The sequence below is a fragment of the Azospirillum baldaniorum genome (genome assembly GCF_003119195.2).
Classification (GTDB): Bacteria; Pseudomonadota; Alphaproteobacteria; order Azospirillales; family Azospirillaceae; genus Azospirillum; species Azospirillum baldaniorum.
Window position 1 is genome coordinate 836,291 of record NZ_CP022254.1, and the last position, 21,244, is coordinate 857,534.

The following is a 21,244-nucleotide window of genomic DNA, read 5'->3' on the forward strand; positions in this document are numbered from 1 at the left end:
TCACGGCCCCGGCAGGCCGTAGCGCAGATACAGCACCCCGCCGATCAGCAGCCCGGCCAGCACCACCGCGGCGTAAAATTTCAGGGGCAGCGGGACCTTCTCCCGCCGTCGCGGCCCCTTGGCCGCGGTCCTGGCCTTGGCGGAACGGGGCGCGCCCCTCGCCGGAACGGCTTGCCGTCCCGCCCCGACCGCTCCCCCCTGGTTGGGGTCGTGCAGCTCGATGAGCTTCCAGTTGAACTCGATCCCGTCGCCGCCGGCCCCGGCGTTGTGGTCGAGCTGGATCAGGCGGAAATAGGCGCGCGGATTCACCCGCACCATCAGGTTGAAGCGGGCGCGGGCGTGGTCGAGATCCTCCCCGACCTCCAGCGTCTTCCAGCCCTTGCCACGCGCCTTCTGGATGGCGAAGCGCGTCGGCTGGCCGGCGGCAACAGGCGCCATGATCGCAACCCCATACCCTTGAGCCGGGCCCCCCTTGAACCGAGCCTCTCAAGCCGAGGTCGGAACGCCCTTCTTGCGGATCACGTCGGCGTACCAGTGGTAGCTGGCCTTGGGACGGCGCTCCAGGGTCTGGCGGTCCACCTCGATCAGGCCGAAGCGGCGCTGGTAACCCTCGGCCCACTCGAAGTTGTCCAGCAGGCTCCACACGAACCAGCCCCGCAGGTCGACCCCCTCCTCCAACGCCTGATGACCGGCCAGGATGTGGCGGCGCAGGTAGCTGATGCGGTCGTTGTCCTGGACGAAGCCCTTCGGCCCGGTCTGCTCGGGATAGGCGGCACCGTTCTCCATCACGTAGACCGGGGGGTTGCCGTACTCCTGCTTCAGCTCGATCAGGATCTCGGCGATGCCGTCGGGCTCCACCGGCCAGCCCATCCCGGTCGTCGGCGTGCCTTCCGGCGGGGAGCCGTAGCCGGTGCCGAACAGGCCCGCCGGGTCCGGCTGCTGGTGCATCCGGCTGTAGTAGTTGATGCCCAGGAAGTCGATGGGCTGGCGGATCGCCTCCAGGTCGCCGGCCTTGACCAGGGGGGCGAAGCCATCGCGCAGCAGTTCCGGATACTCCCCACGCAGCAGCGGGTCGAGGCAGGCGCGGTTCCACACCGCGTCCCACATCAGCGAGGCCGCGTAATTGGCGTCCAGCCCGCCGACCGGCCAGACCGGCTGGAGCGACAGCACGGTGCCGAGCTGCCAGCCCTTGGCCCCGCCCGCGGCGCGCAGAGCCTTCAGCGCCATGCCCTGGGCGAGGTTCTGGTGGTGGATCGCCTTGAAATAGTTGCCCTTGCCGGTCATCCCCGGCGCGTGCCCGCCCAGCCCGTGGCCGAAGATGGCGTGGACGGACGGCTCGTTCAGCATGGTCCAGTGCTTGGCTCGGTCGCCGATCCGCGCGGCGACAAGCTGGGCGTAGTCGGTGAACCAGCCGGCGATGTCCCGATTGGTCCAGCCGCCGCGGTCCTGGAGCGCCTGGGGCAGGTCCCAATGGTACAGGCAGGGCCAGGGCGCGATGCCCTTGGCCAGCAGCGCGTCGGTCAGCCGGTCGTAGAAGTCCAGCCCCTCGGCGTTGGCCGGGCCGGTGCCGGTCGGCTGGACGCGCGGCCAGGCGACGGAGAAGCGATAGGCGTTCATCCCCGCCTTCGCCATCAGGTCCACATCCTCGGCGTAGCGGTTGTAATGGTCGCAGGCCACGTCGCCGGTGTCGCCGTTCGCCACCTTGCCGAAGGAATGGCTGAAGGTGTCCCACACGCTGGGGCCGCGCCCGCCGGCGGTGACCGCCCCCTCGATCTGGTAGGAGGAGGTCGAGGCACCCCAGACGAACTTGTCGGGAAAGGCGGCCAGCACTTCCGACGGCTGGGCCACCGCGGCACGGCGCGTGGTCAGAAAGGCCCCGGCCGAGGCCGCCAGCCCGGTGGCCGCCGCCGCCTTCAGGAAACTCCGCCGCCGCATACCGAATTCCTCTCGCCGTCCGGGTCGTCCGCGACAATGTAAGAAGACCGGGCGTCAGCGCAACAGGCGCCTCGCATCGGAATGCCCGTGCCACCGGATTGGCCGGTGTAGGCGTAACCTGGACCGTGGGGTATTATGACGCCATGAACGGACTCGTCATGTTTCTGCTGATCGTGGCGCTCGGCCTCGTCGTGGCGTCGCTGTTCTCCGGGCTGTTCTTCATGGCGCGCGGCGGACAGGGCGATTCGCGCAAATCGAACCGGGCGATGCGGATGCGCGTGGCGCTCCAGGGGGTGGCGCTGGTGCTGTTCCTGCTCGCCATCCTGACCCACGGCTGATTGAGGATACCCGCAGAAATCATGGTCAAGCTGACCCGCATCTACACCCGCGGCGGGGACCGCGGCCAGACTTCGCTCGGCGACGGGCGCCGCGTGCCCAAGCATGACCCGCGCGTCACCGCCTACGGCACGGTGGACGAGGCGAACGCCGTCATCGGGCTGGTCCGGCTGCACACCGCGGACCAGCCGGAGACCGACGCCATGCTGGCGCGAATCCAGAACGACCTGTTCGATCTGGGTGCCGACCTTTGCACGCCGGAGTCGGAAGACCCGCCCTACCCACCGCTGCGCATCCTGGAGTCGCAGGTGGACCGGCTGGAGGCGGAGATCGACGCGATGAACGCCGACCTCGCCCCGCTCAACTCCTTCATCCTGCCCGGCGGCGCGCCGGCGGCGGCGCACCTGCATCTGGCCCGCACCGTGGTGCGCCGCGCCGAACGGCTGATGACCGAGCTGGCGGAGGTGGAGCCGGTCAATCCGGCGGCGGTGAAGTACGCCAACCGCCTGTCCGACCACCTGTTCGTGCTCAGCCGGAAACTGAACGCCAACGGAACGGCCGACGTGCTGTGGGTTCCGGGCGCAAACCGTTGATGCAATTCCGCCTCCTTCGCGCTTGCGGCGTAGGCGGCGTTGACAGCCAAAACGTCAACTCCTATGGTCGCAGCGCTGTCACAAGCTGCCCGATTCGGCGCCAGCGGCGAAGGTGCGCCTGCATAATTCAAGAAAAGGGTGGGATATGAAGGTCCTCGTCCCGGTCAAGCGGGTGGTCGATTACAACGTCAAGATCCGCGTCAAGGCGGACGGTTCCGGCGTTGAGACCGCCAACGTGAAGATGAGCATGAACCCCTTCGACGAGATCGCCGTCGAAGAGGCCGTCCGCCTCAAGGAAGCCGGCACGGCGACCGAGGTCATCGTGGTCACCGTCGGCCCGACGGCCGCGCAGGAGACGCTGCGCACCGGCCTCGCCATGGGCGCCGACCGCGGCATCCTGGTCCAGACCGACGCCGAGACGCAGCCGCTGGCCGTCGCCAAGGTGCTCAAGGCGCTGGTCGACAAGGAAGGCCCGACGCTGGTCATCCTCGGCAAGCAGGCGATCGACGACGACTGCAACCAGACCGGCCAGATGCTCGCCGCCCTGCTGGGCTGGCCGCAGGGCACCTTCGCCTCCAAGGTCGTGCCGGGCGAGGGCTCGGTCACCGTGACCCGCGAGATCGACGGCGGCCTGGAGACGGTGCAGCTGACGCTGCCAGCGGTCGTCACCGCCGACCTGCGCCTCAACGAGCCGCGCTACGCCTCGCTGCCCAACATCATGAAGGCCAAGAAGAAGCCCATCGAGACGCTGGCCCCCGACGCGCTGGGGGTCGACGTGGCGCCGCGCCTGACCACGCTCAAGGTCGCCGAGCCGGCCAAGCGCAAGGCCGGCGTCAAGGTCGCCGACGTCGCCGCCCTGGTCGACAAGCTGAAGAACGAAGCCCGCGCGATCTGAGGGGCCAGTGCGCCTTGAAGGGAAAGTGATCTGACATGTCCATTCTCGTCATTGCCGAACACGACAACGCCGCGCTGAAGGCGGCCACGCTGAACGCGGTCAGCGCCGCCGCCAAGATCGGCGGAGAGATCCACGTGCTGGTCGCCGGCCAGGGGGCCCAGGCCGTCGCCGAGGCCGCCGCCACGGTGGCCGGCGTGGCCAAGGTGCTGCTGGCCGACGACGCGGCCTACGCCCACCCGCTGCCGGAGAACGTCGCGCCGCTGGTCGTCAATCTCGCCAAGGGCTACGGCCATGTGCTGGCCGCCGCCTCGTCGGAGGGCAAGAACCTGCTGCCGCGCGTCGCCGCGCTGCTCGACGTCGCGGCGATCTCCGACATCACCGGGGTGGTCTCCGCCGACACCTTCGAGCGGCCGATCTACGCCGGCAACGCCATCGCCACGGTGAAGTCCGCCGACCCGATCAAGGTCGTCACGGTGCGCACCACCGCCTTCGAGGCGGCCGCCGCCACGGGCGGCTCGGCGACGGTCGAGAGCATCGCCGGGACGGGCGACGCCGGTTCGGCCAGGTTCGTCGGCCAGGAGCTGACCAAGTCGGAGCGTCCGGAGCTGACCCAGGCCAAGATCGTCGTGTCGGGCGGCCGCGGCATGCAGTCGGGCGAGAACTTCAAGCTGCTGGAGGCGCTGGCCGACAAGCTGGGGGCCGCGGTCGGCGCCAGCCGCGCGGCGGTGGACGCCGGCTTCGTGCCCAACGACTACCAGGTCGGCCAGACCGGCAAGATCGTGGCGCCCGAGCTGTACATCGCCGTCGGCATCTCCGGTGCCATCCAGCACCTCGCCGGCATGAAGGACAGCAAGGTCATCGTCGCGATCAACAAGGACGAGGAGGCCCCGATCTTCCAGGTCGCCGACTACGGCCTCGTCGCCGACCTGTTCAAGGCGGTGCCGGAGCTGACGGCCGCGCTGGACAAGGCGTAACCGGCCAGTCCTCCTCGGAAGACCAGCGGCCCAAAGACAAGCGGGAAAGCTCATATGTCCACGATCAAGAAGATTGGCATCATCGGTGCCGGCCAGATGGGCAGCGGCATCGCCCACGTCTGCGCGCAGGCGGGGTACGAGGTCGTCATCTCCGACATCAGCCCGGAGATTCTGCAGAAGTCGGTGGCCGCCATCTCCAAGAACATGGACCGTCAGGTTCAGAAGGGGAAGCTGACGGAGGCCGACAAGACGGCGGCGATCGCCCGCATCGCCACCGGGTCCGACCTGTCCGTGTTCCATGACGCCGATCTCGTGGTCGAGGCCGCGACGGAGAACGAAGCGCTCAAGCGCGAGATCTTCAAGAAGCTGGTCCCCAACCTGAAGCCCGAGGCGCTGATCGCGACGAACACCTCGTCGATCTCGATCACCCGGCTCGCCGCCTCGACGGACCGCCCGTCCAAGTTCATGGGCATGCATTTCATGAACCCGGTGCCGGTGATGCAGCTCGTCGAGCTGATCCGCGGCATCGCGACCGACGAGGCGACCTTCAGCGCGATCGCCGAGCTGACGGCGAACATCGGCAAGACCGCGGCGGTGGCCGAGGACTTCCCGGCCTTCATCGTCAACCGCATCCTGCTGCCGATGATCAACGAGGCGGTCTACACCCTCTATGAGGGGGTGGGCGGCGTCCAGGCCATCGACACGGCGCTGAAGCTGGGGGCCAACCACCCGATGGGCCCGCTGGAGCTGGCGGACTTCATCGGCCTGGACACCTGTCTGGCGGTCATGCAGGTCCTCTACGAGGGTCTGGCCGACAGCAAGTACCGCCCCTGCCCGCTGCTGGTGAAGTATGTCGAGGCCGGCTGGGTCGGACGCAAGGTCGGACGCGGCTTCTACGACTACTCCAAGAACCCGCCGGTCCCGACCCGCTGACGCGGCGGGTCCGAACGGACGCTTTTTGCAAAGCCCGCCGCGGGAAACCGCGGCGGGCTTCGTGCTTTTGCGGAACCGCTGCGCTCGCGCTCTGTTCGTCCCGCAGGGGAAGGGGCGAACAGCGGAAAGGATGGGGGCGATGCGGCGCGGCTTCCTGACGGTGATCCTCGTGGCCGGACTGTCCGCCCCGGCCCTGGCGCAGGCGCCGGGTTCCGTCCCGGCCTCCCCGTCCTCCTTGTCCCGGCAGGAGCGCAACTTCATCGCCGAGGCGCTGGCCGACGGCATGGCGGAGCAGGCGCTGGGCAAGCTGGCCCAGGACCGGGCGGAAACCGAGCCGGTCCGCCGCTTCGCCCGCCGTATGGCCGATGATCACGGGTTGAAGACCGACCGCTTGGCCGGCATGGCGCTGCGCCACGGAATCCCCATCCCCCGCGACCCGAGCCTGTCCGCCCGTTCCCACATGTCCAGCCTGCGCGACACGCCCGAGGGCGCCTTCGATCGCCGCTACATGGCCGCGGAGGAGGAAACCCACGCCCGCGCCATCAAGCTGTACGAGGCGCAGGCCGAACGCGGCGGCGAGACGGGCGACTTCGCCCGCGACGCCCTGCCCATGCTGCACAGCCATTTCGAGGAGGCGCGGGGCATCATGGCCGAGTTGGCGCGCGGCCCGGCCCCGCCGCAGACCCAGGCGCCGCCGGGAGATGCCCCGCCGGGAACCTCAGGATCGTCGGAGTGACATAAGTTCCCTCGCCCCTCTGGGGAGAAGGGACTTGGACGCATCACCCGCCCGTCTTCACCACGCCGCCGCGGCTGTCGCGGTTGGGGCCGCCGCCGTGGCCCATGTGCTTGCGCAGGAAGGCGATGACCTCGGGCGAGTCCCATTCCACCGCGCCCTCGATGCGGCCAAGCTCGCGGCCCTCCTGGTCGACCAGCAGGGTGGTCGGCAGGCCGCGCAGCTTCAGAGTCTGCATGGAGACGCTCGACGGGTCGAGGTAGAGGGCGAGGTTCTTCACGCCGGTCCGCTGGTAGAAGGGCTGCACCTGATCCTTGCCGCCGCGGTCCACCGACAGCGCCACCACTTGGAAGCCCGGCCCGCCCAGCTGCGCCTGGAGGCGGTCGAGCGCCGGCATCTCCTTCACGCAGGGCGCGCACCATGTGGCCCACAGGTTCAGCAGGACGAGGCGGTCCTTGAACTCCGACAGGTCGACCCGGCGCCCCTCCCCGTCCAGGAAGGGCAGCTCCGGCACCGGCGTCAGCGGTTCCATGTAGCGGAACTTGTCGAGACCCACCGCCGTCGCGCCGGGAGAGGGCTGGTCCAGCGTCAGCACGGCGGGCGGCGGTGGGGCCGACGGGCCGGCCAGCGCCATCCACAGCCCGGCACCGCCCAGCGTCACACAAAAGATTGCGGTGGCCGCCAAAGTCCGCATACTCACGCTTCCCGTCCTCCCATCCGTATTGTGTCCGCCATGAGCGCCGAACAGCCCAAGCCGAACTCACAAGACCGCGCCGCCCAAAACGTCTCGGCCCCGGCCGCCAGCCAGATGTGGGGAGGCCGCTTCGCCCGCGGTCCCGCCGCCATCATGGAGAGGATCAACGCCTCCATCGGCTTCGACAAGCGGCTGGCCGACCAAGACATCGCCGGGTCGAAGGCCCACGCCGCCATGCTGGCGCGCCAGGGCATCATAACCCAGGCCGACGCCGATGCCATCCGCGAAGGGCTGGACCGGGTCAAGGAAGAGATCGACTCCGGAGCCTTCACCTTCAAGGTGGAACTGGAGGACATCCACATGAACGTGGAGGCCCGGCTGGCCGAGCTGATCGGCGAGCCGGCCAAGCGCCTGCACACCGGGCGGTCGCGCAACGACCAGGTCGCGACCGACTTCAAGCTGTGGGTGCGCGACGCGCTCGACCGCGCCGACCAGGGGCTGAAGGCGCTCCAGGCCGCGCTGATCGATCTGGCGGAGAAGCACACCGACACGGTGATGCCGGGCTTTACCCACCTCCAGGCTGCCCAGCCGGTCAGCTTCGGTCACCATCTGCTGGCCTATGTGGAGATGTTCGGGCGAGACCGCGGCCGGCTGCGCGACGCCCGCGCCCGGCTGAACGAGTGCCCGCTCGGCTCCGCCGCGCTGGCCGGCACGCCCTACCCCATCGACCGCTTCATGACGGCGGAGGCGCTGGGCTTTGACCGGCCGACGGCGAACTCGCTGGACGCCGTGTCCGACCGCGACTTCGCACTGGAGTATCTGGCCGCCGCCAGCATCTGCGGCATGCACCTCTCGCGCTTCGCGGAGGAGATCGTGCTGTGGTGCTCGGCCCAGTTCCGCTTCATCAAGCTGACGGACGCCTTCACCACCGGCTCCTCGATCATGCCGCAGAAGAAGAACCCGGACGCGGCAGAGCTGGTGCGCGCCAAGGCCGGGCGGGTCATCGGCAGCCTGAACAGCCTGCTGGTCGCCATGAAGGGCCTGCCGCTGGCCTATTCCAAGGACATGCAGGAGGACAAGGAGCCGGTTTTCGAGGCCGACGACACGCTGGCGCTTTGCATCGCCGCCATGGAAGGCATGGTGCGCGACATGCAGCCGAACGTGCCGGCGCTGCGCGAAGCTACCGACCGCGGCTTCCTCAACGCCACCGACCTCGCCGACTGGCTGGTGCGGGAGCTGAACATCCCCTTCCGCGAGGCGCACCACATCACCGGGCGCGCCGTGAAGGCGGCGGAGGACAAGCGCGTCGGCCTGACCGCCCTGACGCTGGAGGAGTTGCAGGCCATCGAGCCGCGCATCACCGAGTCCGTCTTCCCGGCGCTGAGCATCGAGGCGTCGCTGGACAGCCGGCGCAGCTTCGGCGGCGCGTCCCCCGTCCGCGTGCGCGAGGCCGTCGCGGCGGCGCGGGAGCGCTTCCTGTGAGGCGCCCGCTGCTGATCCTGGCGACCGCCGCCGTCGCGCTGACGCTGGCCGGCTGCGGCAAGAAGCCGAGCTTCGTCGATCCCCCGCAGGGCAAGGAAGCCGACACGTTCCCCGGCACCTACCCGAACCCGAAGACCGACCCCAAGCCCGGTCAGCCGTCCTCCGGAGCCCGCTTCCCATGAGCGCCTTCGCCTACCGCAACGGCGTGATGCACGCCGAATCCGTGCCGCTGTCCACCATCGCGGCCGAAGTCGGCACGCCCTTCTACTGCTACTCCACGGCGGCGCTGGAGGCGCATTACAGCGCCTACGCCGGGGCCTTCGCGGGGCAGGACGCCGACGTCTGCTACGCGGTGAAGGCCAACTCCAACCTCGCCGTCATCCGCGCCTTCGCGCGGCTGGGCGCCGGCGCCGACGTGGTGTCGGGCGGCGAGATGCGCCGCGCGCTGGCCGGTGGCATCCCGGCGGGCAAGATCATCTTCTCCGGCGTCGGCAAGACGCGCGAGGAGATGCGCGCCGCCCTGGAGGCCGGAATCCACCAGATCAACGTGGAATCCATCCCCGAGGTGGAGGCCCTGTCGGAGGTGGCGGTCAGCCTGGGCGTCACCGCGCCCATCGCCTTCCGCGTGAATCCGGACGTGGACGCCAAGACCCACGCCAAGATCGCGACGGGCAAGAAGGAGAACAAGTTCGGCGTCGACTACGACCACGCGCGGGAGGTCTACGCCCAGGCCGCCAAGCTGCCGGGGATCAAGCCGGTGGCCATCGCCGTGCACATCGGGTCGCAGCTGACCGACCTCGCCCCCTTCCGCGCCGCCTACGAGCGGGTGGCGGCGCTGCTCCACGTCCTGCGTGAGGACGGGCACGACATCACCCGCCTCGACCTCGGCGGCGGGCTGGGCATCGTCTACAAGCACGAGGCGCCGCCGGACATCGCCGACTACGCCGCCATGGTGAAGTCGATCACCGGCAACCTCGGCTGCCGCATCTCGCTGGAGCCCGGCCGCTCGCTGGTCGGCAACGCCGGCATCCTGGTGTCGCGGGTGATCTACCTGAAGCAGGGGCTGCACCGCCGCTTCGTCATCATCGACGCGGCGATGAACGACCTGATCCGCCCCACCCTCTACGAGGCCTACCACGGCATCGTCCCGGTGACCGAGCCGGCCAAGGGCGCCGCCACCGAGCCCTACGACGTCGTCGGTCCGGTCTGCGAGAGCGGCGACACCTTCGCGCTCCAGCGCGCCCTGCCGGCGATGGCGCCGGACGAGCTGGTGGCGATCCTGTCGGCGGGGGCCTACGGCGCGGTCATGTCGTCCACCTACAACACCCGCCCGCTGATCCCGGAGGTGCTGGTGAACGGCGACCAGTTCTCGGTCATCCGCCCGCGCGTGTCGGTGGAGGAACTGCTGGCGCTGGACCGCGTGCCGGACTGGTTGAAGGACTGATCCGCGACGGTTGCCGGCCTGCAATAACCGCTGCACAGAACCACCCATAAGGCGTATGATTCCCCGTTCGCGAAACGGGCGGGGAACATCATGCAGTGGGACGCGGCCTATGCCATCGGACAGAGCGCTGTGGACGGCGACCACCAGCGCCTGTTCCAGCTGTTCAACCAGTTCGGCGCGGCCATCGCCGCCGGGGAAACGCGGGAGTCCGCGAACCGCTTCCTGCGCGAGCTGGCCGATTATTCGGCCTATCATTTCCGCCGCGAGGAAGGGCTGATGCGCGCGGTCGGCTACCCCGACTACACCAAGCACAAGACGATGCACGACACCTTCGCCGACTTCGTCCGCCGGCAGTCCGACTCCGGGACGCGCGATCCGGAGGAGGTGCAGTTCCTCCAGAGCTACGTCGAGATGTGGCTGTGCGGCCATATTCTGGTCATGGACAAATGGTTCGGCGAATGGCTGGACGGGCGGGGCGGGAGTTCCGGCACGGCGGCCCCGACGGCCTGAGGGCCGGGCCGCGGAAGCCCGGCGCTCAGAGCCTCCGGACCGGGCGCCGTCTAGTTCTTGTAGGGATTGGCCGCCCACGTCTTCAGGTAGGACACGAGTTCGGCGTCCCCGTCATAGTACAGCCACTCGGTTTCCTCCTTCGACAACGACTTGGTCGGCGACGGCCGATAGAGCTTGTCGTAAGGCACCGAGAAAACCCCCAGATCGGGCGCCGTATCGAGGATCTTCTTCACCCAGCCCTCGGCCCGGCCATAGAGGGCCTCGTAATCCGTGGCGACGGACAGGAAGGGGTTGTCGTTCGTGTTCTCCGACTGGCTGCCGTACGAGCTTTGCTTGAGCGCCCAGTCGTTCAACACCGAATCGCTGGGTTTGACGAAGCCGCCGCCGACGGTGTTGCGGCGGCGGGACCTCCAGTCGGTCGCTTTGGCCTTGTCGGCGAACCGATAGACAAGGACATGTCCAGGCTTGGCGGGGTCGAGCGTGTATCGTTCCCCGGTGGCGTTCGCGGTCGAGAATGTTTTGGGGCTTGGCATGGGGCCGCTCCTGATCGGATGCTGTTGGACGGGCGCGATGCGCCTCGCCTTCTGGAGAACGCCCCACCGTCCACGGCCGTGAAATGGGTGGGCACCGCGCCCTGAGTCATCCATTGGCCCGCCATATTTTGGACATGCCCCGATGTTTCGGTAAGGAACCGGCATGCCGGACCGCGACAGACGGCGCAGCCGAGCCTATATCCTGACGATGTTCCGGCGGCGGCTTCTCCTCCCGCCCGGTGCCTGACCTGACGGGAGAGCGGCATGAGCGACAGCAAGGACGGGTTCCGGTTCCCCCTGCGAAAGGAGGCACCACCCGCGCCCGCGCCACGGGAACCCCGCCTCCGCATGGGGCAGGCCCGCGCCGCCCTGCTCTGGGAACGGCTGTGGCCGGCGCTCTGGGCGCCCATCACCATCGCCGGGGCCTTCCTCGCTTTGGCCCTGCTGAACGTCTTCCTGCTGTTGCCGGGCTGGCTGCACGCCCTGGTCCTGCTGCTCTTCGTCGCCGCCATCGGCTGGACGGGGTGGCGTGGGCTGCGCGCCTTCCGTCTGCCCGACGAGGACGCCGCCCGCCGCCGGCTGGAGCGCGACAGCGGCCTGCCCCACCGCCCCCTCCACGCGCTACGCGACACGCCCGCCGGCAACGACCCCGTCGCGGCGGAGCTGTGGCGCCTGCACCAGGAGCGGGTGCGCGCCGCCATGCGGCGGCTGCGCGTCGCCATGCCGCTGTCCGACGGCCTTGCCGCCCAGGACCGCTACGCCCTGCGCGCGCTGGTGGCGCTGGTGCTGATCGCCGCGGGCGGCGCGACCTGGGGCGACTGGAAGCCGCGTCTTGCCGCCGCCATCACCCCGCATTTCGGCGGACCGGCGACGGCGTCGGTCGCGACGCTCGACCTCTGGGTGACGCCGCCGGAATACACCGGCCTGCCACCGGTCTTCCTGAAGTCGGCCAACCCCGCCCACACGCCGAGCCTCGCCGATCCTGTGCCGGTTCCCAAGGGCAGCCTCGTGCTGGCCCGCGTCACCGGCGGCAGCGGCACGCCGTCGCTGGAGGCCGGAAGCAGGACCGCCGCTTTCGAGGCCGTGGACTCCGCGACCTTCCAGATCCAGCAGCCCATCGAGGACGGCGCCCGCATCGCCGTGACCCAGGGGTCCAACCTGCTGGGCGGCTGGAACGTGCGGATCATCCCGGACAACCCGCCGACCATCGCCTACGCCAGCCCCCCGACCAAGGGGGAACGCGGCGCGCTGCGGCTGGACTACACCGCGCAGGACGACTACGGGCTGGCCGAGGCCAAGGCCGTCGTCCGGCTGGACCTGCCGGAGGGCGAGGCCCCGGCGCTCGACCGCAGCCCGCTGGAGCTGCCGCTGGCCCTGCCCGGCGTCCGCCCGCGCGAGGCGCGCAACGCCGCCTTCCACGACCTGACCGCCCATCCCTGGGCCGGGCTGAACGTCACGATCCGCCTGAGCGCGCTCGACGGCGCCGGCCAGACCGGCAGCACGGAGGACGTGGCGATGGTCCTGCCGGAGCGCGTCTTCAACCACCCGGTCGCCCGCGCCATCGTAGAGGAGCGCAAGAAGCTGACCCTGCGGCCCCAGCAGCTCCGCATCGAAGTGGCCCGCGCGCTGGCCGAAATCTCGTCCAGACCCAGCCAGTTCGGCGGCGATCTGGTGGCTTTCCTGGCCATGCGCACCGCGGTGAACCGCCTGCTGCTCGACGAGGAGGGGGCATCGGTCCCGGCCGTCCAGCAACTCTTGTGGGAAACCGCGCTGCGCATCGAGGACGGCGGGCTGTCGCTGGCCGAGCGCGACCTGCGCGACGCCGAGAGCCGTCTCGCCGAGGCGTTGGAGCGCGGCGCCGACGACCAGGAACTGAAGAAGCTGATGGACGAGCTTCAGGCGGCGCTCGACAAGTTCCTCGACGCCATGGAGCAGCAGATGCGCGAGGCGCTGGAGCGCGGCGAGCAAATCCCCATGGTGCCGCCGGAAATGGCCGACCAGATGATGGACCGCCAGGACCTTCAGCGCATGATGGAGCAGATGCGGCAGATGGCCGAGACCGGCGCCCGCGACGCGGCGCGGCAGATGCTGTCCCAGCTCCAGCAGATGATGGAGCAGATGCGCAACGGCGCCATGGCCCAGATGCAGCAGCAGGGCCAGAACGAGGCGGCGCAGATGATGCGCGAGCTTCAGGAACTGACGCAGCGGCAGCAGCAGTTGCTCGACCAGACCTTCCGCCAGTCGCAGGAGCAGATGGGCCGGCAGGACGGGCAGCAGGGCCAGCAGCAAGGGCCGCGCAACCGCCAGGGCCGTCCGCAGCAGGGGCAGCAAGGGCAGCAGGGTCAGTCGGGCAGCCCGCTGATGCAGCAGCAGGCCGAACAGCAGGAGGCGCTGCGCCGCCAGCTCGGCGAGCTGATGCGCCGCATGGGCGAACAGCAGGGCGGCGAGATTCCCCGCCCGCTGGGCCGCGCCGAACGGGCGATGCGCGACGCGGGTCAGGCGCTCCAGCAGGGGCAGCCCGGCTCCGCCGTTCCGCCGCAGACCCAGGCGATGGACGAGCTGCAGCAGGGCATGCAGGCGATGGCCGAGCAGATGATGCAGCAGATGATGGGCCAGCAGGGTCCGGCGATGAGCGGGCAGCAGCCCGGACAGGCGCAGCAGCGCCAGGGCCAGGGCCGCAACCGCGACCCGCTGGGCCGCCGCCCCTCCGGCTTCGGCAACTACAACAATGAGGACGTGAAGATCCCCGAGGAGGCCGAACTCCAGCGCGCCCGTGAAATCCTCGACGAGCTGCGCCGCCGCTCCGGCCAGTATGGCCGCCCGCAGATGGAGCGCGAGTACATCGACCGGCTGCTGAAGCAGTTCTGAGCGGCCGCTGAAGCAGTTTTAAGGCCGGGGGGCCGGGCGGCTTTACCGGAGGGCGGCGCTGGTGCAGTATCCGCCGCGCAAGGCGCCGCCGCTTGCCCTTCCGGCACGGACGCCCCCGGACACAACGAACGTTTCCTCATGGTCGCGGTCCTTTCGAACCACGGGTCGGGTGGGCTTGCCCCGCAGCGCCCGGAACTGACGCTCGGCAGCAAGTTCCGCATGATCAACTGGGGGCTGGTGCTCCTGGTCTGCATCATCACGTCGGTCGGGGTGGCCCTGCTCTACTCGGCCGCCGGCGGCAACTGGAAGCCCTGGGCGCAGCCGCAGCTGGTGCGCGCCGTCCCCGGCCTCGTCCTGATGCTGATGATCGCGCTGATCGACGTGCGGCATCTGATGAAGTCGGCCTACGCCATCTTCCTGATCGTGCTCTGCCTGCTGGTCGCGGTGGAGCTGATGGGGCGCATCGGCATGGGCGCCCAGCGCTGGATCGACCTGGGATTCTTCCAGCTCCAGCCGTCCGAGCTGATGAAGCCGGCCCTGACCCTGGCGCTGGCCCGTTACTTCCACGGCATCTCGCTGGACCAGATCGGCCGCCCGCTGCTGCTGATCCCACCCCTGCTGCTGGTCTTCATCCCGGTGGCGCTGGTGCTGATGCAGCCGAACCTGGGCACCTCGCTGCTGCTCATTATGGGCAGCGGCGCCGTCTTCTTCGCGGCGGGCGTGAGGATCTGGAAGTTCCTGGTGGTCATCGGCGGCGGCCTCTCGGCGATCCCCATCGCCTGGGAATTCCTGCACGATTACCAGAAGCAGCGCGTCTACACCTTCCTTGACCCGGAAACCGACCCGCTGGGCGCCGGCTACAACATCCTCCAGTCGAAGATCGCGCTGGGATCGGGGGGGCTGTTCGGCAAGGGCTTCATGTCCGGTTCGCAGAGCCAGCTGATGTTCCTGCCGGAGAAGCACACCGACTTCATCTTCGTGGTGCTGGCGGAGGAGTTCGGGATGGTCGGCGCGCTGATCCTGCTGGCGCTGTACCTGATGCTGTTCATCTACGGCGTCGTCATCGCGCTGAGCTGCCGCAGCCAGTTCGCCCGGCTGGTGGCGGTCGGCATGACCGCGCAGTTCTTCCTCTACGTGATGGTCAACGTGTCGATGGTGACCGGCCTGATCCCGGTGGTGGGCATCCCGCTGCCGCTGGTGTCCTACGGCGGGTCGGCGATGATGACGCTGATGATCGGAGTGGGGCTTCTGCTCAGCATGTCGGTCCATCGCGAGGTCCGCATTCCGAAGAGCGGCGTCACCGAGCTGTGACGCCGCCCTTGAGAGCGCTTCCTCAGCCCTCCGAGACCTCGCCGTTCTCCTGGATCAGCACCTTGTCGATGCGGCGGCCGTCCATGTCGATGACCTCGAAGCGCAGGCCGTTCCAGTGGAAATGCTCCGCAGCGGTGGGCACATGGCCCAGCCGGTCCAGCATGAAGCCGGCGATGGTGTGGTAATCGCCCTCGCCCTTCAGTCCCTTCACGCCGACCAGCGACTCCACCTCCTCCACCGGGGTCATGCCGTCGACCAGCCAGGAGCCGTCCTCGCGCTGGACCGCGAAGCCGTCGCCCTCCTGCCCCTGTTCGGGCATTTCGCCGGCGATGGCCTCCATGATGTCGGTCACGGTGGCGATGCCCTCGACGCTGCCATACTCGTCCACCACCACGGCCATGTGGATGCTGGCCTGCTTGAACAGCTCCAGCAGCCGCAGGACGGGGGTGCCGTCATGGACGATCAGCGGCTCCACCATGGCCTCGCGCAGGTCGAAGCTGCGGCCCTGGAGCGCCTGGTTGAGCAGCGCCTTGCTGGACACGATGCCCTGCACCTCGTCCACGTCGCCGCGGCAGACCAGGAAGCGGGAATAGCCGCTGGCCTGGATCTCCTTGGCGATGGCATCGGGCGGATCGTCGAGGTCGATCCACACGAGGTCCGGGCGCGGCGTCATGATCGACCGCGCGGTGCGGTCGGACAGGCGGAACACGCCCTCGATCATCTGCCGCTCGGCGGGTTCGAAGACGCCGGTCTGCGTGCCCTCCTTGATGAGGCTCTTGACCTCCTCCTCGGTGACGGTCTGCTCGCGCGCGGTGGGCAGGCGCAGCAGCTTCATCACGCCCTCGGTCGAGACGCCGAGCAGCCAGACCAGCGGCATGGCGACCCGCGACAGGACGCTCATCGGGCCGGCCACGCTGGCGGCGATGCGCTCCGCGTTCACCAGGGCCATGCGCTTGGGCACCAACTCGCCGACGATCAGCGACAGGTAGGTGATCGCGGCGACCACCAGCGCGAAGCCGACCTGCTGCCCGTAGGGGGCGATCCAGGAAACGTTGGCGTCCAGGACCGTGCCCAGCCGGTCGGCCAGGGTCGCACCGCCGTAGGCGCCGGCGATGATGCCGATGAGCGTGATGCCGACCTGCACGGTGGAGAGGAAGTTGCCGGGGTCCTCCGACAGTTTCAGCGCGGCGCGGGCGCCCTTGCTGCGTGTCTCCTCGGCCATCTGCTGAAGCCGCGCGCGTCGCGACGACACCAGCGCCATTTCCGACATCGCGAAAAAGGCGTTCAGCAGGATCAGCAAAATGATGACCAGTACTTCCCAAATCATGGCGTCGAGCCCGCGGGCGCTCCCTTTTATGAAAACAGTTTGTCGAAGATCAGCATGCCGGCCTGCCCGAAACCGAACAGGACGGCGGCGACGATGACGATGGCGATCAGCCCGGCCACGAGGCCGGCGATGACGAAGGCCCCATCCTTCTCGATCAGCCCCAGCGCGATCAGCGCAATGGCGAAGGCCGGCGGCTGGTTGCCGAAGACGATGGGGAGGGCCAGGATTCCGGCGAGGATCATCACGGCCACGCCAAGCAGACGCTCCGCCGTCGGGGCGGTCATCGCCGGCAGACGCGGGCGCAGATGCCGCTCCAGCCGGTCGACATGCGGCTTCGCCTTCGCGATCACCCGCAAAAAAGCGTCCCGGTCGAGCGTAAGGGCGGCCAGCCGGCGCGGCAGCCAGGGGCGGTCACGCCCGGCGGCGATCTGGGCGCCGATCAGCAGCATCGGCAGGCCCGTCGCCGTGGACAGACCCGGCACCGGCAGGATGTTCGGAATGGACAGGATCAGCAGCAGGGCACCGAAAGCGCGGTCGCCCAGAATGCCCACGAGGTCGCCGAGCGCGATCCGCGCGCCGTGGTCGTGGTTCAGGAAATCGTCCAGCACCGCCGAAGCGGGGTTCACCGGCGGGAAACCGGTGGTCGCGGCATCGCCGCGGTCGACGCCCTCCGGAGCCTGAGGGTCCGGGGGCGTGTCGGGAGGTCGGCCGTCGCTCACGGCGCTCCCCACGGAGGCCGCCCGAAACGGCGGAAGGGTAAACCCATGGACCTTTCGCGTCGCAACATCGTACCGGCTCCTTTTACAGCATCGCCGGTCGGTGCGCCAGCCCATCTGTGGAATGTGCCGTTTCTCAAGGGGATGATGCCACCAACGGCAGCTCGACGGTGAAGGTCGAGCCGCGTCCCGGCGCCGAATCGGCGGTGATGCGCCCGCAATGCCCCTCGACGATGGACCGGCAGATGTAGAGGCCGAGGCCGACCGTTCCCTCCCCCTCCGTGCCCAGCCGGCCGGTGCGGGCGAAGGGCTGGAAGAGCTGAGCCAGCTCCGCCGGCGGAATGCCGCGGCCGTCGTCGGACACACGCAGGCGCGCCCAGCCGCCACCTTTGCCCGGGCCCTCGCCCGGGGCCTCGCTCAGGGCGACACGGACGCTCCCGCCGCGGTCGGAGTATTTGATGGCGTTCGACAGAAGGTTGTTGAGAAGCTGATCCAGCTTGGCCGGGTCGATGTCGGCCATGGGCATGGGTGGTTCGGGCACGGACAGCTCGATGGTTATGGACTTGCCCTCGGCCAACACGCGGTTCATCGAGACGTTCCGCCGGACCAGCGTCATCAGATCGGATGGCCGCCGTGCCAACCGCATCCGCCCCGCCTGGAGCGCCGCCAGGGACAGCGCGTCCTCCACCATGTGGCGCATGGACAGGCTGGATTCGCGGATGCGCTCCAGGCAGGCACGCTCCGCCGCCTCCAGGCGCCCGTCCAGCCTCTGCTCCAGCAGCTCCGCGAAGCCGACGACGACCTGGAGCGGCGTGCGCAGATCGTGGGCCAGCATGCCCATCAGCCGATTCTTCTGCTCGTTGCTGGCGGCCAGTTCGGCGTTGGCCTTGGCAAGCGCCCGCTGGGCGTTGGCCAACTCGTTGTTGAGAAGGGTCATTTCGCCGAACAGCGCGTCCAGGGTGGGAACCTCCGGCGCCGGCGCCGCCGTCCGAAGCGGAGCAAGCCGCTGGGCCAGCCGCGGATTCAGCGTCTCCAACCCCTCCAACACGGCGGGCAGCCCGCCGGGCGCCCGCGCCACGGCCAGCACCAACCCCTCCGCGTCGCTGAGCCCGCTGACATGGAATCCTCCCATGGGGTCGAGCCGGCTGGACAGGGGCTGGTCGACCACCCGGCCGGACTTCCGCAGGCCGCTGAACAGATCCAGCGCGCCGGCCACCGCGTCCGGGCCGAACAGAACCGGGAAAGGGGTGCCCGGCTTTCCGGCCAATCCCGGCAAACCGGCGCCCAGCCGGTGCAGGGCGCGCAGCCGCCCATCGTGGTCGCAGGTCAGGACCAGCCCGTCCATGCCTCCTCCTTCAAGCCGTGTGGGTCACGGAACACGCCTCACGCCACACCGACGGCGCGGTCCCGAGCCGCCGGGCCGATCAGCCGCTCCGCGATGGCGACCGCCTCCTCCGCGCCGGGGGCGAAGGCGTCGGCGCCGACCGTCTTCCACAAGTCCGGAACGAGGTTGAAGGGGTAACCGCCGACCAGCACATGCGGCTGCTCTCCGGGTTCGGCGCGCACCGCGGCGATGAGGGCCGCAACCCGCCCGACATGGGCGGTGATGGTGGCCGACACCGCCAGGACGCGGGCGCCCCGCTCCCGCACCGACCGGACGACGCTGTCCGCGGGTGTGTTGGCGCCGAGATAATGGCTGTCCCACCCGGCCATCTCGAAGAAGTCGGCGACCATGCGGATGCCGATCTCGTGCTGCTCCCCGCCGACGCAGGTGGCGACCATGGACAGGCCGCGCCGCTCGGCGGCGAAGATTGCCGGATAGAGCTGGCCCATGATCGCCTGGGTGGCGGCGGTGGCGAAATGCTCGTGCGCCACGGTGATCGCACGCGTCTGCCACAGGCGTCCGATCTCGCGCAGGGCCGGCTGGAACACATGCAGATAAAGCTCGGGCACCGTCGCCCCGCCGGCCGCCGAGTCCGTCACCAGCTGCGCCGCCCGGCGCCGGTCACCGGACAACAGCGCATCCAGATAGGCGCGGGCGAGCGCGCCGAGCGGCGCGTCCGACCGCACGAAGGGCGGCACCTCCCGCGGCAGGGCGGGCAAAGCGGCCAGCCCCTCCCCCACGCAGGCCTGCACGCGCGTCGCCGTGGCGGGATCGATCCGGGCGGCCACCACGTCGCGGAGGATTTCCAGGCTTTCGCCCAGTTCCTCGTCGGGGATGCCGATCCCGGCGAAGAGAACCTTGACCCAGGCCACATACTCGCGGAACAGCGCCGGGCTGTCGGCGGCCACGGCCTCCGCAAGATAAAGAAGATGAAAACCGACATCCTCGACGCACCGCTCCCGCCCGGCCTCGCCGTAACGGGCGTAGAGCGCGGGCCAGCGCTCGAACTGGATCGCTACCACGGCGCGCGCCAATTCGGCGCGGCGGTCCGCAATGGGGTTGGAGGCGATCCGTATCGGGTCCTGAGAAGGCCGGGCGGTCTCCGGCATGGCGCGGCGTCTCCGGTCGAGGGGGCGTTCGGATGAAAGGTGCGCCCTCGCACCTGTTCCTGCAACGCCTGACTGCGCCGACCGGGTCAGATTTCGGCAACCACATCCTATGGTTGCCAATCCCCTGCTCAACGGTTTTTCTAACGGCCTTTCTGAAGGACGAAGGTCAGCCGCTTCACGAGGTCGGCCTTCGACACCGGTTTCACCAGATAGCCGGAAATGCCGTAGGCGATGGCCCGCTTGACCGTGTCGGCCTCGCGATGCGCCGTCAGCACGATCACCGGAAGGTCGGCGAGCGGGTTGCCCGTGGCGGTGCGCAGGGCGTGCAGCAGGTCCAGCCCGCTCATCCGCGGCATTTCCAGATCACAGATGGCGAGGTCCACCTCCTCCGCATGGTCGCGCAGAATGCCCAGCGCGGCCATGCCGTCCGACGCCTCCCACACATGGCGGACCTTCAGGTCCTGAAGCAGGCGGCTCATCAGCCGGCGGGTGAAGTCGTCGTCTTCGATCAGCAGGACGCGCAGGTCGTTGATGCTGCGGCTCGGCAGCCCATCCTTCGCATTGTCAGTCAGCATCGGCGCGGCCACCCATATCCGTGTCGTTGCATTGGGCAAATGCAGAAGCACGTTACATCGTCGGGCCATGCCGGAAAAGCCGGTAAATGATGCTAATTCTGTAATTTATTCAACCGCAGGGACAGGAAGGCGACGCGTTGTTGCGGCCGATGGCGGCGATGCGCCGGGGCCCGTTGTCCGCGGTGTCGGCCATCTGTTAAACCCAGACCGATTGGCGGTCGGGTCCGGCCCTTGAAAACGGCACCGCACCCGGCCCGCGGTTTGGAACAGCAGCGATCCATGCAACTCGACCTTCTCAAGCGACCGGACGGGCGCACGGCCATCCTGATGCCGTCCGGCTTCGTTCTCGATCTGCTGACGCCGGACGCCACGGGCATGCCGATCGAGGACATAGCCCAGTGCCTGTCGTCCCAGCCGCGCTGGGGCGGCGCGGCGCGGCCCTGGTATTCGGTCGCCGAACATTCGGTGATGGTCTCGCGTCTGGTGCCGCCGCCCCTGGCCTACTCGGCCCTGATGCACGACTGCGAGGAATTCCTCGGCGACTGGCCATCGCCGGTGAAGGTCATGCTGGACCGCGACTACGTCAAACAGCGCCTTCACCCCGTCAAGGACGCGCTGCGCCGCTGGTTCGGCTTCGATGACGAGGCGCCGGCCATCAAGCAGGCCGACCTCGTCTGCATGGCGACGGAGCTGCGCGACCTCCTGCCCCCGGCTTGGCTGGATTGGGGGCATCTGCCGGCCGCCCACCCGGACAGGATCGTTCCGGTCGGCCCCGACCAAGCTTATGCCCTCTTTCTGAGCCGGTACGAGGAGTTGAAGCACCTCGCCAAGCCCGTGAAGGCGAAACCTGCAAAAGCAACGCGGAGCAGGCGCAAGCCGGAAGCGCGGTAAG

At 69.1% G+C, this 21,244-nt stretch carries 22 protein-coding genes; 13 read left to right on the plus strand and 9 right to left on the minus strand.

Going from position 1 to position 21,244, the window contains the following annotated elements:
• Positions 1–438, minus strand: a complete 438-nt coding sequence (locus Sp245p_RS18200; RefSeq protein WP_014197603.1) for a hypothetical protein — start codon at positions 436–438, stop codon at positions 1–3.
• A 48-nt stretch (positions 439–486) separates the two neighbouring features.
• Positions 487–1,935 carry a GH1 family beta-glucosidase gene (locus Sp245p_RS18205; protein ID WP_014197604.1) on the minus strand — a complete coding sequence of 483 codons (1,449 nt, stop codon included), beginning with the start codon at positions 1,933–1,935 and terminating at the stop codon, positions 487–489.
• Between the two features lie 143 nt (positions 1,936–2,078).
• Here Sp245p_RS18205 and Sp245p_RS18210 point away from each other — a divergent pair, with 143 nt between their 5' ends.
• The 6 genes from Sp245p_RS18210 (at position 2,079) to Sp245p_RS18235 (ending at position 6,402) form a co-directional block, all read left to right on the plus strand.
• Positions 2,079–2,273: a twin transmembrane helix small protein gene (locus Sp245p_RS18210; protein WP_014197605.1), complete on the plus strand. Its 195-nt coding sequence runs from the start codon at positions 2,079–2,081 to the stop codon at positions 2,271–2,273.
• Between the two features lie 21 nt (positions 2,274–2,294).
• Positions 2,295–2,864: a cob(I)yrinic acid a,c-diamide adenosyltransferase gene (locus Sp245p_RS18215; protein WP_014197606.1), complete on the plus strand. Its 570-nt coding sequence runs from the start codon at positions 2,295–2,297 to the stop codon at positions 2,862–2,864.
• A gap of 145 nt (positions 2,865–3,009) precedes the next feature.
• Positions 3,010–3,759 (plus strand): electron transfer flavoprotein subunit beta/FixA family protein, encoded by a 750-nt coding sequence (locus Sp245p_RS18220; protein WP_014197607.1) that lies wholly within the window; start codon positions 3,010–3,012, stop codon positions 3,757–3,759.
• Positions 3,760–3,794: 35 nt separating this feature from the next.
• A complete protein-coding gene (locus Sp245p_RS18225) occupies positions 3,795–4,733 on the plus strand; it encodes an electron transfer flavoprotein subunit alpha/FixB family protein (RefSeq protein ID WP_014197608.1) in 939 nt (312 codons plus the stop codon).
• Positions 4,734–4,787: 54 nt separating this feature from the next.
• A complete protein-coding gene (locus tag Sp245p_RS18230) occupies positions 4,788–5,666 on the plus strand; it encodes a 3-hydroxybutyryl-CoA dehydrogenase (protein ID WP_109138731.1) in 879 nt (292 codons plus the stop codon).
• A gap of 139 nt (positions 5,667–5,805) precedes the next feature.
• Positions 5,806–6,402, plus strand: a complete 597-nt coding sequence (locus Sp245p_RS18235; RefSeq protein ID WP_014197610.1) for a DUF4142 domain-containing protein — start codon at positions 5,806–5,808, stop codon at positions 6,400–6,402.
• 43 nt (positions 6,403–6,445) lie between these two features.
• Here Sp245p_RS18235 and Sp245p_RS18240 read toward each other — a convergent pair whose 3' ends face one another.
• Positions 6,446–7,093 (minus strand): TlpA family protein disulfide reductase, encoded by a 648-nt coding sequence (locus Sp245p_RS18240; RefSeq protein WP_014197611.1) that lies wholly within the window; start codon positions 7,091–7,093, stop codon positions 6,446–6,448.
• A gap of 39 nt (positions 7,094–7,132) precedes the next feature.
• Between Sp245p_RS18240 and argH the strand changes: the two genes are divergently transcribed.
• From argH to Sp245p_RS18260, 4 genes are all read left to right on the plus strand, one after another.
• Complete coding sequence (gene argH, locus Sp245p_RS18245) at positions 7,133–8,575, plus strand: argininosuccinate lyase (protein ID WP_014197612.1); 1,443 nt, start codon at positions 7,133–7,135, stop codon at positions 8,573–8,575.
• Complete coding sequence (locus tag Sp245p_RS18250; RefSeq protein ID WP_014197613.1) at positions 8,572–8,757, plus strand: hypothetical protein; 186 nt, start codon at positions 8,572–8,574, stop codon at positions 8,755–8,757. The genes argH and Sp245p_RS18250 overlap by 4 nt, the downstream gene beginning before the upstream one ends.
• A complete protein-coding gene (gene lysA / locus Sp245p_RS18255; RefSeq protein WP_014197614.1) occupies positions 8,754–10,019 on the plus strand; it encodes a diaminopimelate decarboxylase in 1,266 nt (421 codons plus the stop codon). The genes Sp245p_RS18250 and lysA overlap by 4 nt, the downstream gene beginning before the upstream one ends.
• A 90-nt stretch (positions 10,020–10,109) precedes the next feature.
• Complete coding sequence (locus Sp245p_RS18260; protein ID WP_014197615.1) at positions 10,110–10,529, plus strand: bacteriohemerythrin; 420 nt, start codon at positions 10,110–10,112, stop codon at positions 10,527–10,529.
• 50 nt (positions 10,530–10,579) lie between these two features.
• On the opposite strand, the gene Sp245p_RS18265 is transcribed toward Sp245p_RS18260, so the two are convergent.
• A complete protein-coding gene (locus Sp245p_RS18265) occupies positions 10,580–11,062 on the minus strand; it encodes a hypothetical protein (protein ID WP_014197616.1) in 483 nt (160 codons plus the stop codon).
• A gap of 348 nt (positions 11,063–11,410) precedes the next feature.
• On the opposite strand from Sp245p_RS18265, the gene Sp245p_RS18270 reads away from it, so the two are divergent.
• Together Sp245p_RS18270 and rodA are read left to right on the plus strand one after the other, a co-directional pair.
• Positions 11,411–13,930, plus strand: a complete 2,520-nt coding sequence (locus Sp245p_RS18270) for a TIGR02302 family protein (protein ID WP_246119791.1) — start codon at positions 11,411–11,413, stop codon at positions 13,928–13,930.
• Between the two features lie 138 nt (positions 13,931–14,068).
• The gene (gene rodA, locus Sp245p_RS18275) at positions 14,069–15,241 is read left to right on the plus strand and encodes a rod shape-determining protein RodA (protein ID WP_014197618.1); all 1,173 of its coding nucleotides are present in this window, start codon (positions 14,069–14,071) and stop codon (positions 15,239–15,241) included.
• A gap of 22 nt (positions 15,242–15,263) precedes the next feature.
• Here rodA and Sp245p_RS18280 read toward each other — a convergent pair whose 3' ends face one another.
• The 5 genes from Sp245p_RS18280 to Sp245p_RS18300 form a co-directional block, all read right to left on the minus strand.
• Positions 15,264–16,568 carry a hemolysin family protein gene (locus tag Sp245p_RS18280; protein WP_014197619.1) on the minus strand — a complete coding sequence of 435 codons (1,305 nt, stop codon included), beginning with the start codon at positions 16,566–16,568 and terminating at the stop codon, positions 15,264–15,266.
• Between the two features lie 26 nt (positions 16,569–16,594).
• The gene (locus Sp245p_RS18285; RefSeq protein WP_014197620.1) at positions 16,595–17,287 is read right to left on the minus strand and encodes an exopolysaccharide biosynthesis protein; all 693 of its coding nucleotides are present in this window, start codon (positions 17,285–17,287) and stop codon (positions 16,595–16,597) included.
• Positions 17,288–17,420: 133 nt separating this feature from the next.
• Positions 17,421–18,629: a sensor histidine kinase gene (locus Sp245p_RS18290; RefSeq protein ID WP_014197621.1), complete on the minus strand. Its 1,209-nt coding sequence runs from the start codon at positions 18,627–18,629 to the stop codon at positions 17,421–17,423.
• 38 nt (positions 18,630–18,667) lie between these two features.
• Complete coding sequence (locus tag Sp245p_RS18295) at positions 18,668–19,777, minus strand: cobalamin B12-binding domain-containing protein (protein ID WP_014197622.1); 1,110 nt, start codon at positions 19,775–19,777, stop codon at positions 18,668–18,670.
• A gap of 140 nt (positions 19,778–19,917) precedes the next feature.
• A complete protein-coding gene (locus tag Sp245p_RS18300) occupies positions 19,918–20,352 on the minus strand; it encodes a response regulator (protein WP_014197623.1) in 435 nt (144 codons plus the stop codon).
• A gap of 279 nt (positions 20,353–20,631) precedes the next feature.
• Between Sp245p_RS18300 and Sp245p_RS18305 the strand changes: the two genes are divergently transcribed.
• Positions 20,632–21,243, plus strand: coding sequence for a hydrolases of HD superfamily (locus Sp245p_RS18305; protein ID WP_014197625.1), 612 nt, complete (start codon positions 20,632–20,634; stop codon positions 21,241–21,243).
• Position 21,244: the final 1 nt, after the last annotated feature.

Excerpts from the sequence above, each read along its gene's own strand:
- Sp245p_RS18200 (WP_014197603.1), bottom strand. The coding sequence starts at position 438 with ATGGCGCCTGTTGCCGCCGGCCAGCCGACGCGCTTCGCCATCCAGAAG.
- Sp245p_RS18205 (WP_014197604.1), bottom strand. The coding sequence starts at position 1,935 with ATGCGGCGGCGGAGTTTCCTGAAGGCGGCGGCGGCCACCGGGCTGGCG.
- Sp245p_RS18210 (WP_014197605.1), top strand. The coding sequence starts at position 2,079 with ATGAACGGACTCGTCATGTTTCTGCTGATCGTGGCGCTCGGCCTCGTC.
- Sp245p_RS18215 (WP_014197606.1), top strand. The coding sequence starts at position 2,295 with ATGGTCAAGCTGACCCGCATCTACACCCGCGGCGGGGACCGCGGCCAG.
- Sp245p_RS18220 (WP_014197607.1), top strand. The coding sequence starts at position 3,010 with ATGAAGGTCCTCGTCCCGGTCAAGCGGGTGGTCGATTACAACGTCAAG.
- Sp245p_RS18225 (WP_014197608.1), top strand. The coding sequence starts at position 3,795 with ATGTCCATTCTCGTCATTGCCGAACACGACAACGCCGCGCTGAAGGCG.
- Sp245p_RS18230 (WP_109138731.1), top strand. The coding sequence starts at position 4,788 with ATGTCCACGATCAAGAAGATTGGCATCATCGGTGCCGGCCAGATGGGC.
- Sp245p_RS18235 (WP_014197610.1), top strand. The coding sequence starts at position 5,806 with ATGCGGCGCGGCTTCCTGACGGTGATCCTCGTGGCCGGACTGTCCGCC.
- Sp245p_RS18240 (WP_014197611.1), bottom strand. The coding sequence starts at position 7,093 with ATGCGGACTTTGGCGGCCACCGCAATCTTTTGTGTGACGCTGGGCGGT.
- argH (WP_014197612.1), top strand. The coding sequence starts at position 7,133 with ATGAGCGCCGAACAGCCCAAGCCGAACTCACAAGACCGCGCCGCCCAA.
- lysA (WP_014197614.1), top strand. The coding sequence starts at position 8,754 with ATGAGCGCCTTCGCCTACCGCAACGGCGTGATGCACGCCGAATCCGTG.
- Sp245p_RS18260 (WP_014197615.1), top strand. The coding sequence starts at position 10,110 with ATGCAGTGGGACGCGGCCTATGCCATCGGACAGAGCGCTGTGGACGGC.
- Sp245p_RS18265 (WP_014197616.1), bottom strand. The coding sequence starts at position 11,062 with ATGCCAAGCCCCAAAACATTCTCGACCGCGAACGCCACCGGGGAACGA.
- Sp245p_RS18270 (WP_246119791.1), top strand. The coding sequence starts at position 11,411 with ATGGGGCAGGCCCGCGCCGCCCTGCTCTGGGAACGGCTGTGGCCGGCG.
- rodA (WP_014197618.1), top strand. The coding sequence starts at position 14,069 with ATGGTCGCGGTCCTTTCGAACCACGGGTCGGGTGGGCTTGCCCCGCAG.
- Sp245p_RS18280 (WP_014197619.1), bottom strand. The coding sequence starts at position 16,568 with ATGATTTGGGAAGTACTGGTCATCATTTTGCTGATCCTGCTGAACGCC.
- Sp245p_RS18290 (WP_014197621.1), bottom strand. The coding sequence starts at position 18,629 with ATGGACGGGCTGGTCCTGACCTGCGACCACGATGGGCGGCTGCGCGCC.
- Sp245p_RS18295 (WP_014197622.1), bottom strand. The coding sequence starts at position 19,777 with ATGCCGGAGACCGCCCGGCCTTCTCAGGACCCGATACGGATCGCCTCC.
- Sp245p_RS18300 (WP_014197623.1), bottom strand. The coding sequence starts at position 20,352 with ATGCTGACTGACAATGCGAAGGATGGGCTGCCGAGCCGCAGCATCAAC.
- Sp245p_RS18305 (WP_014197625.1), top strand. The coding sequence starts at position 20,632 with ATGCAACTCGACCTTCTCAAGCGACCGGACGGGCGCACGGCCATCCTG.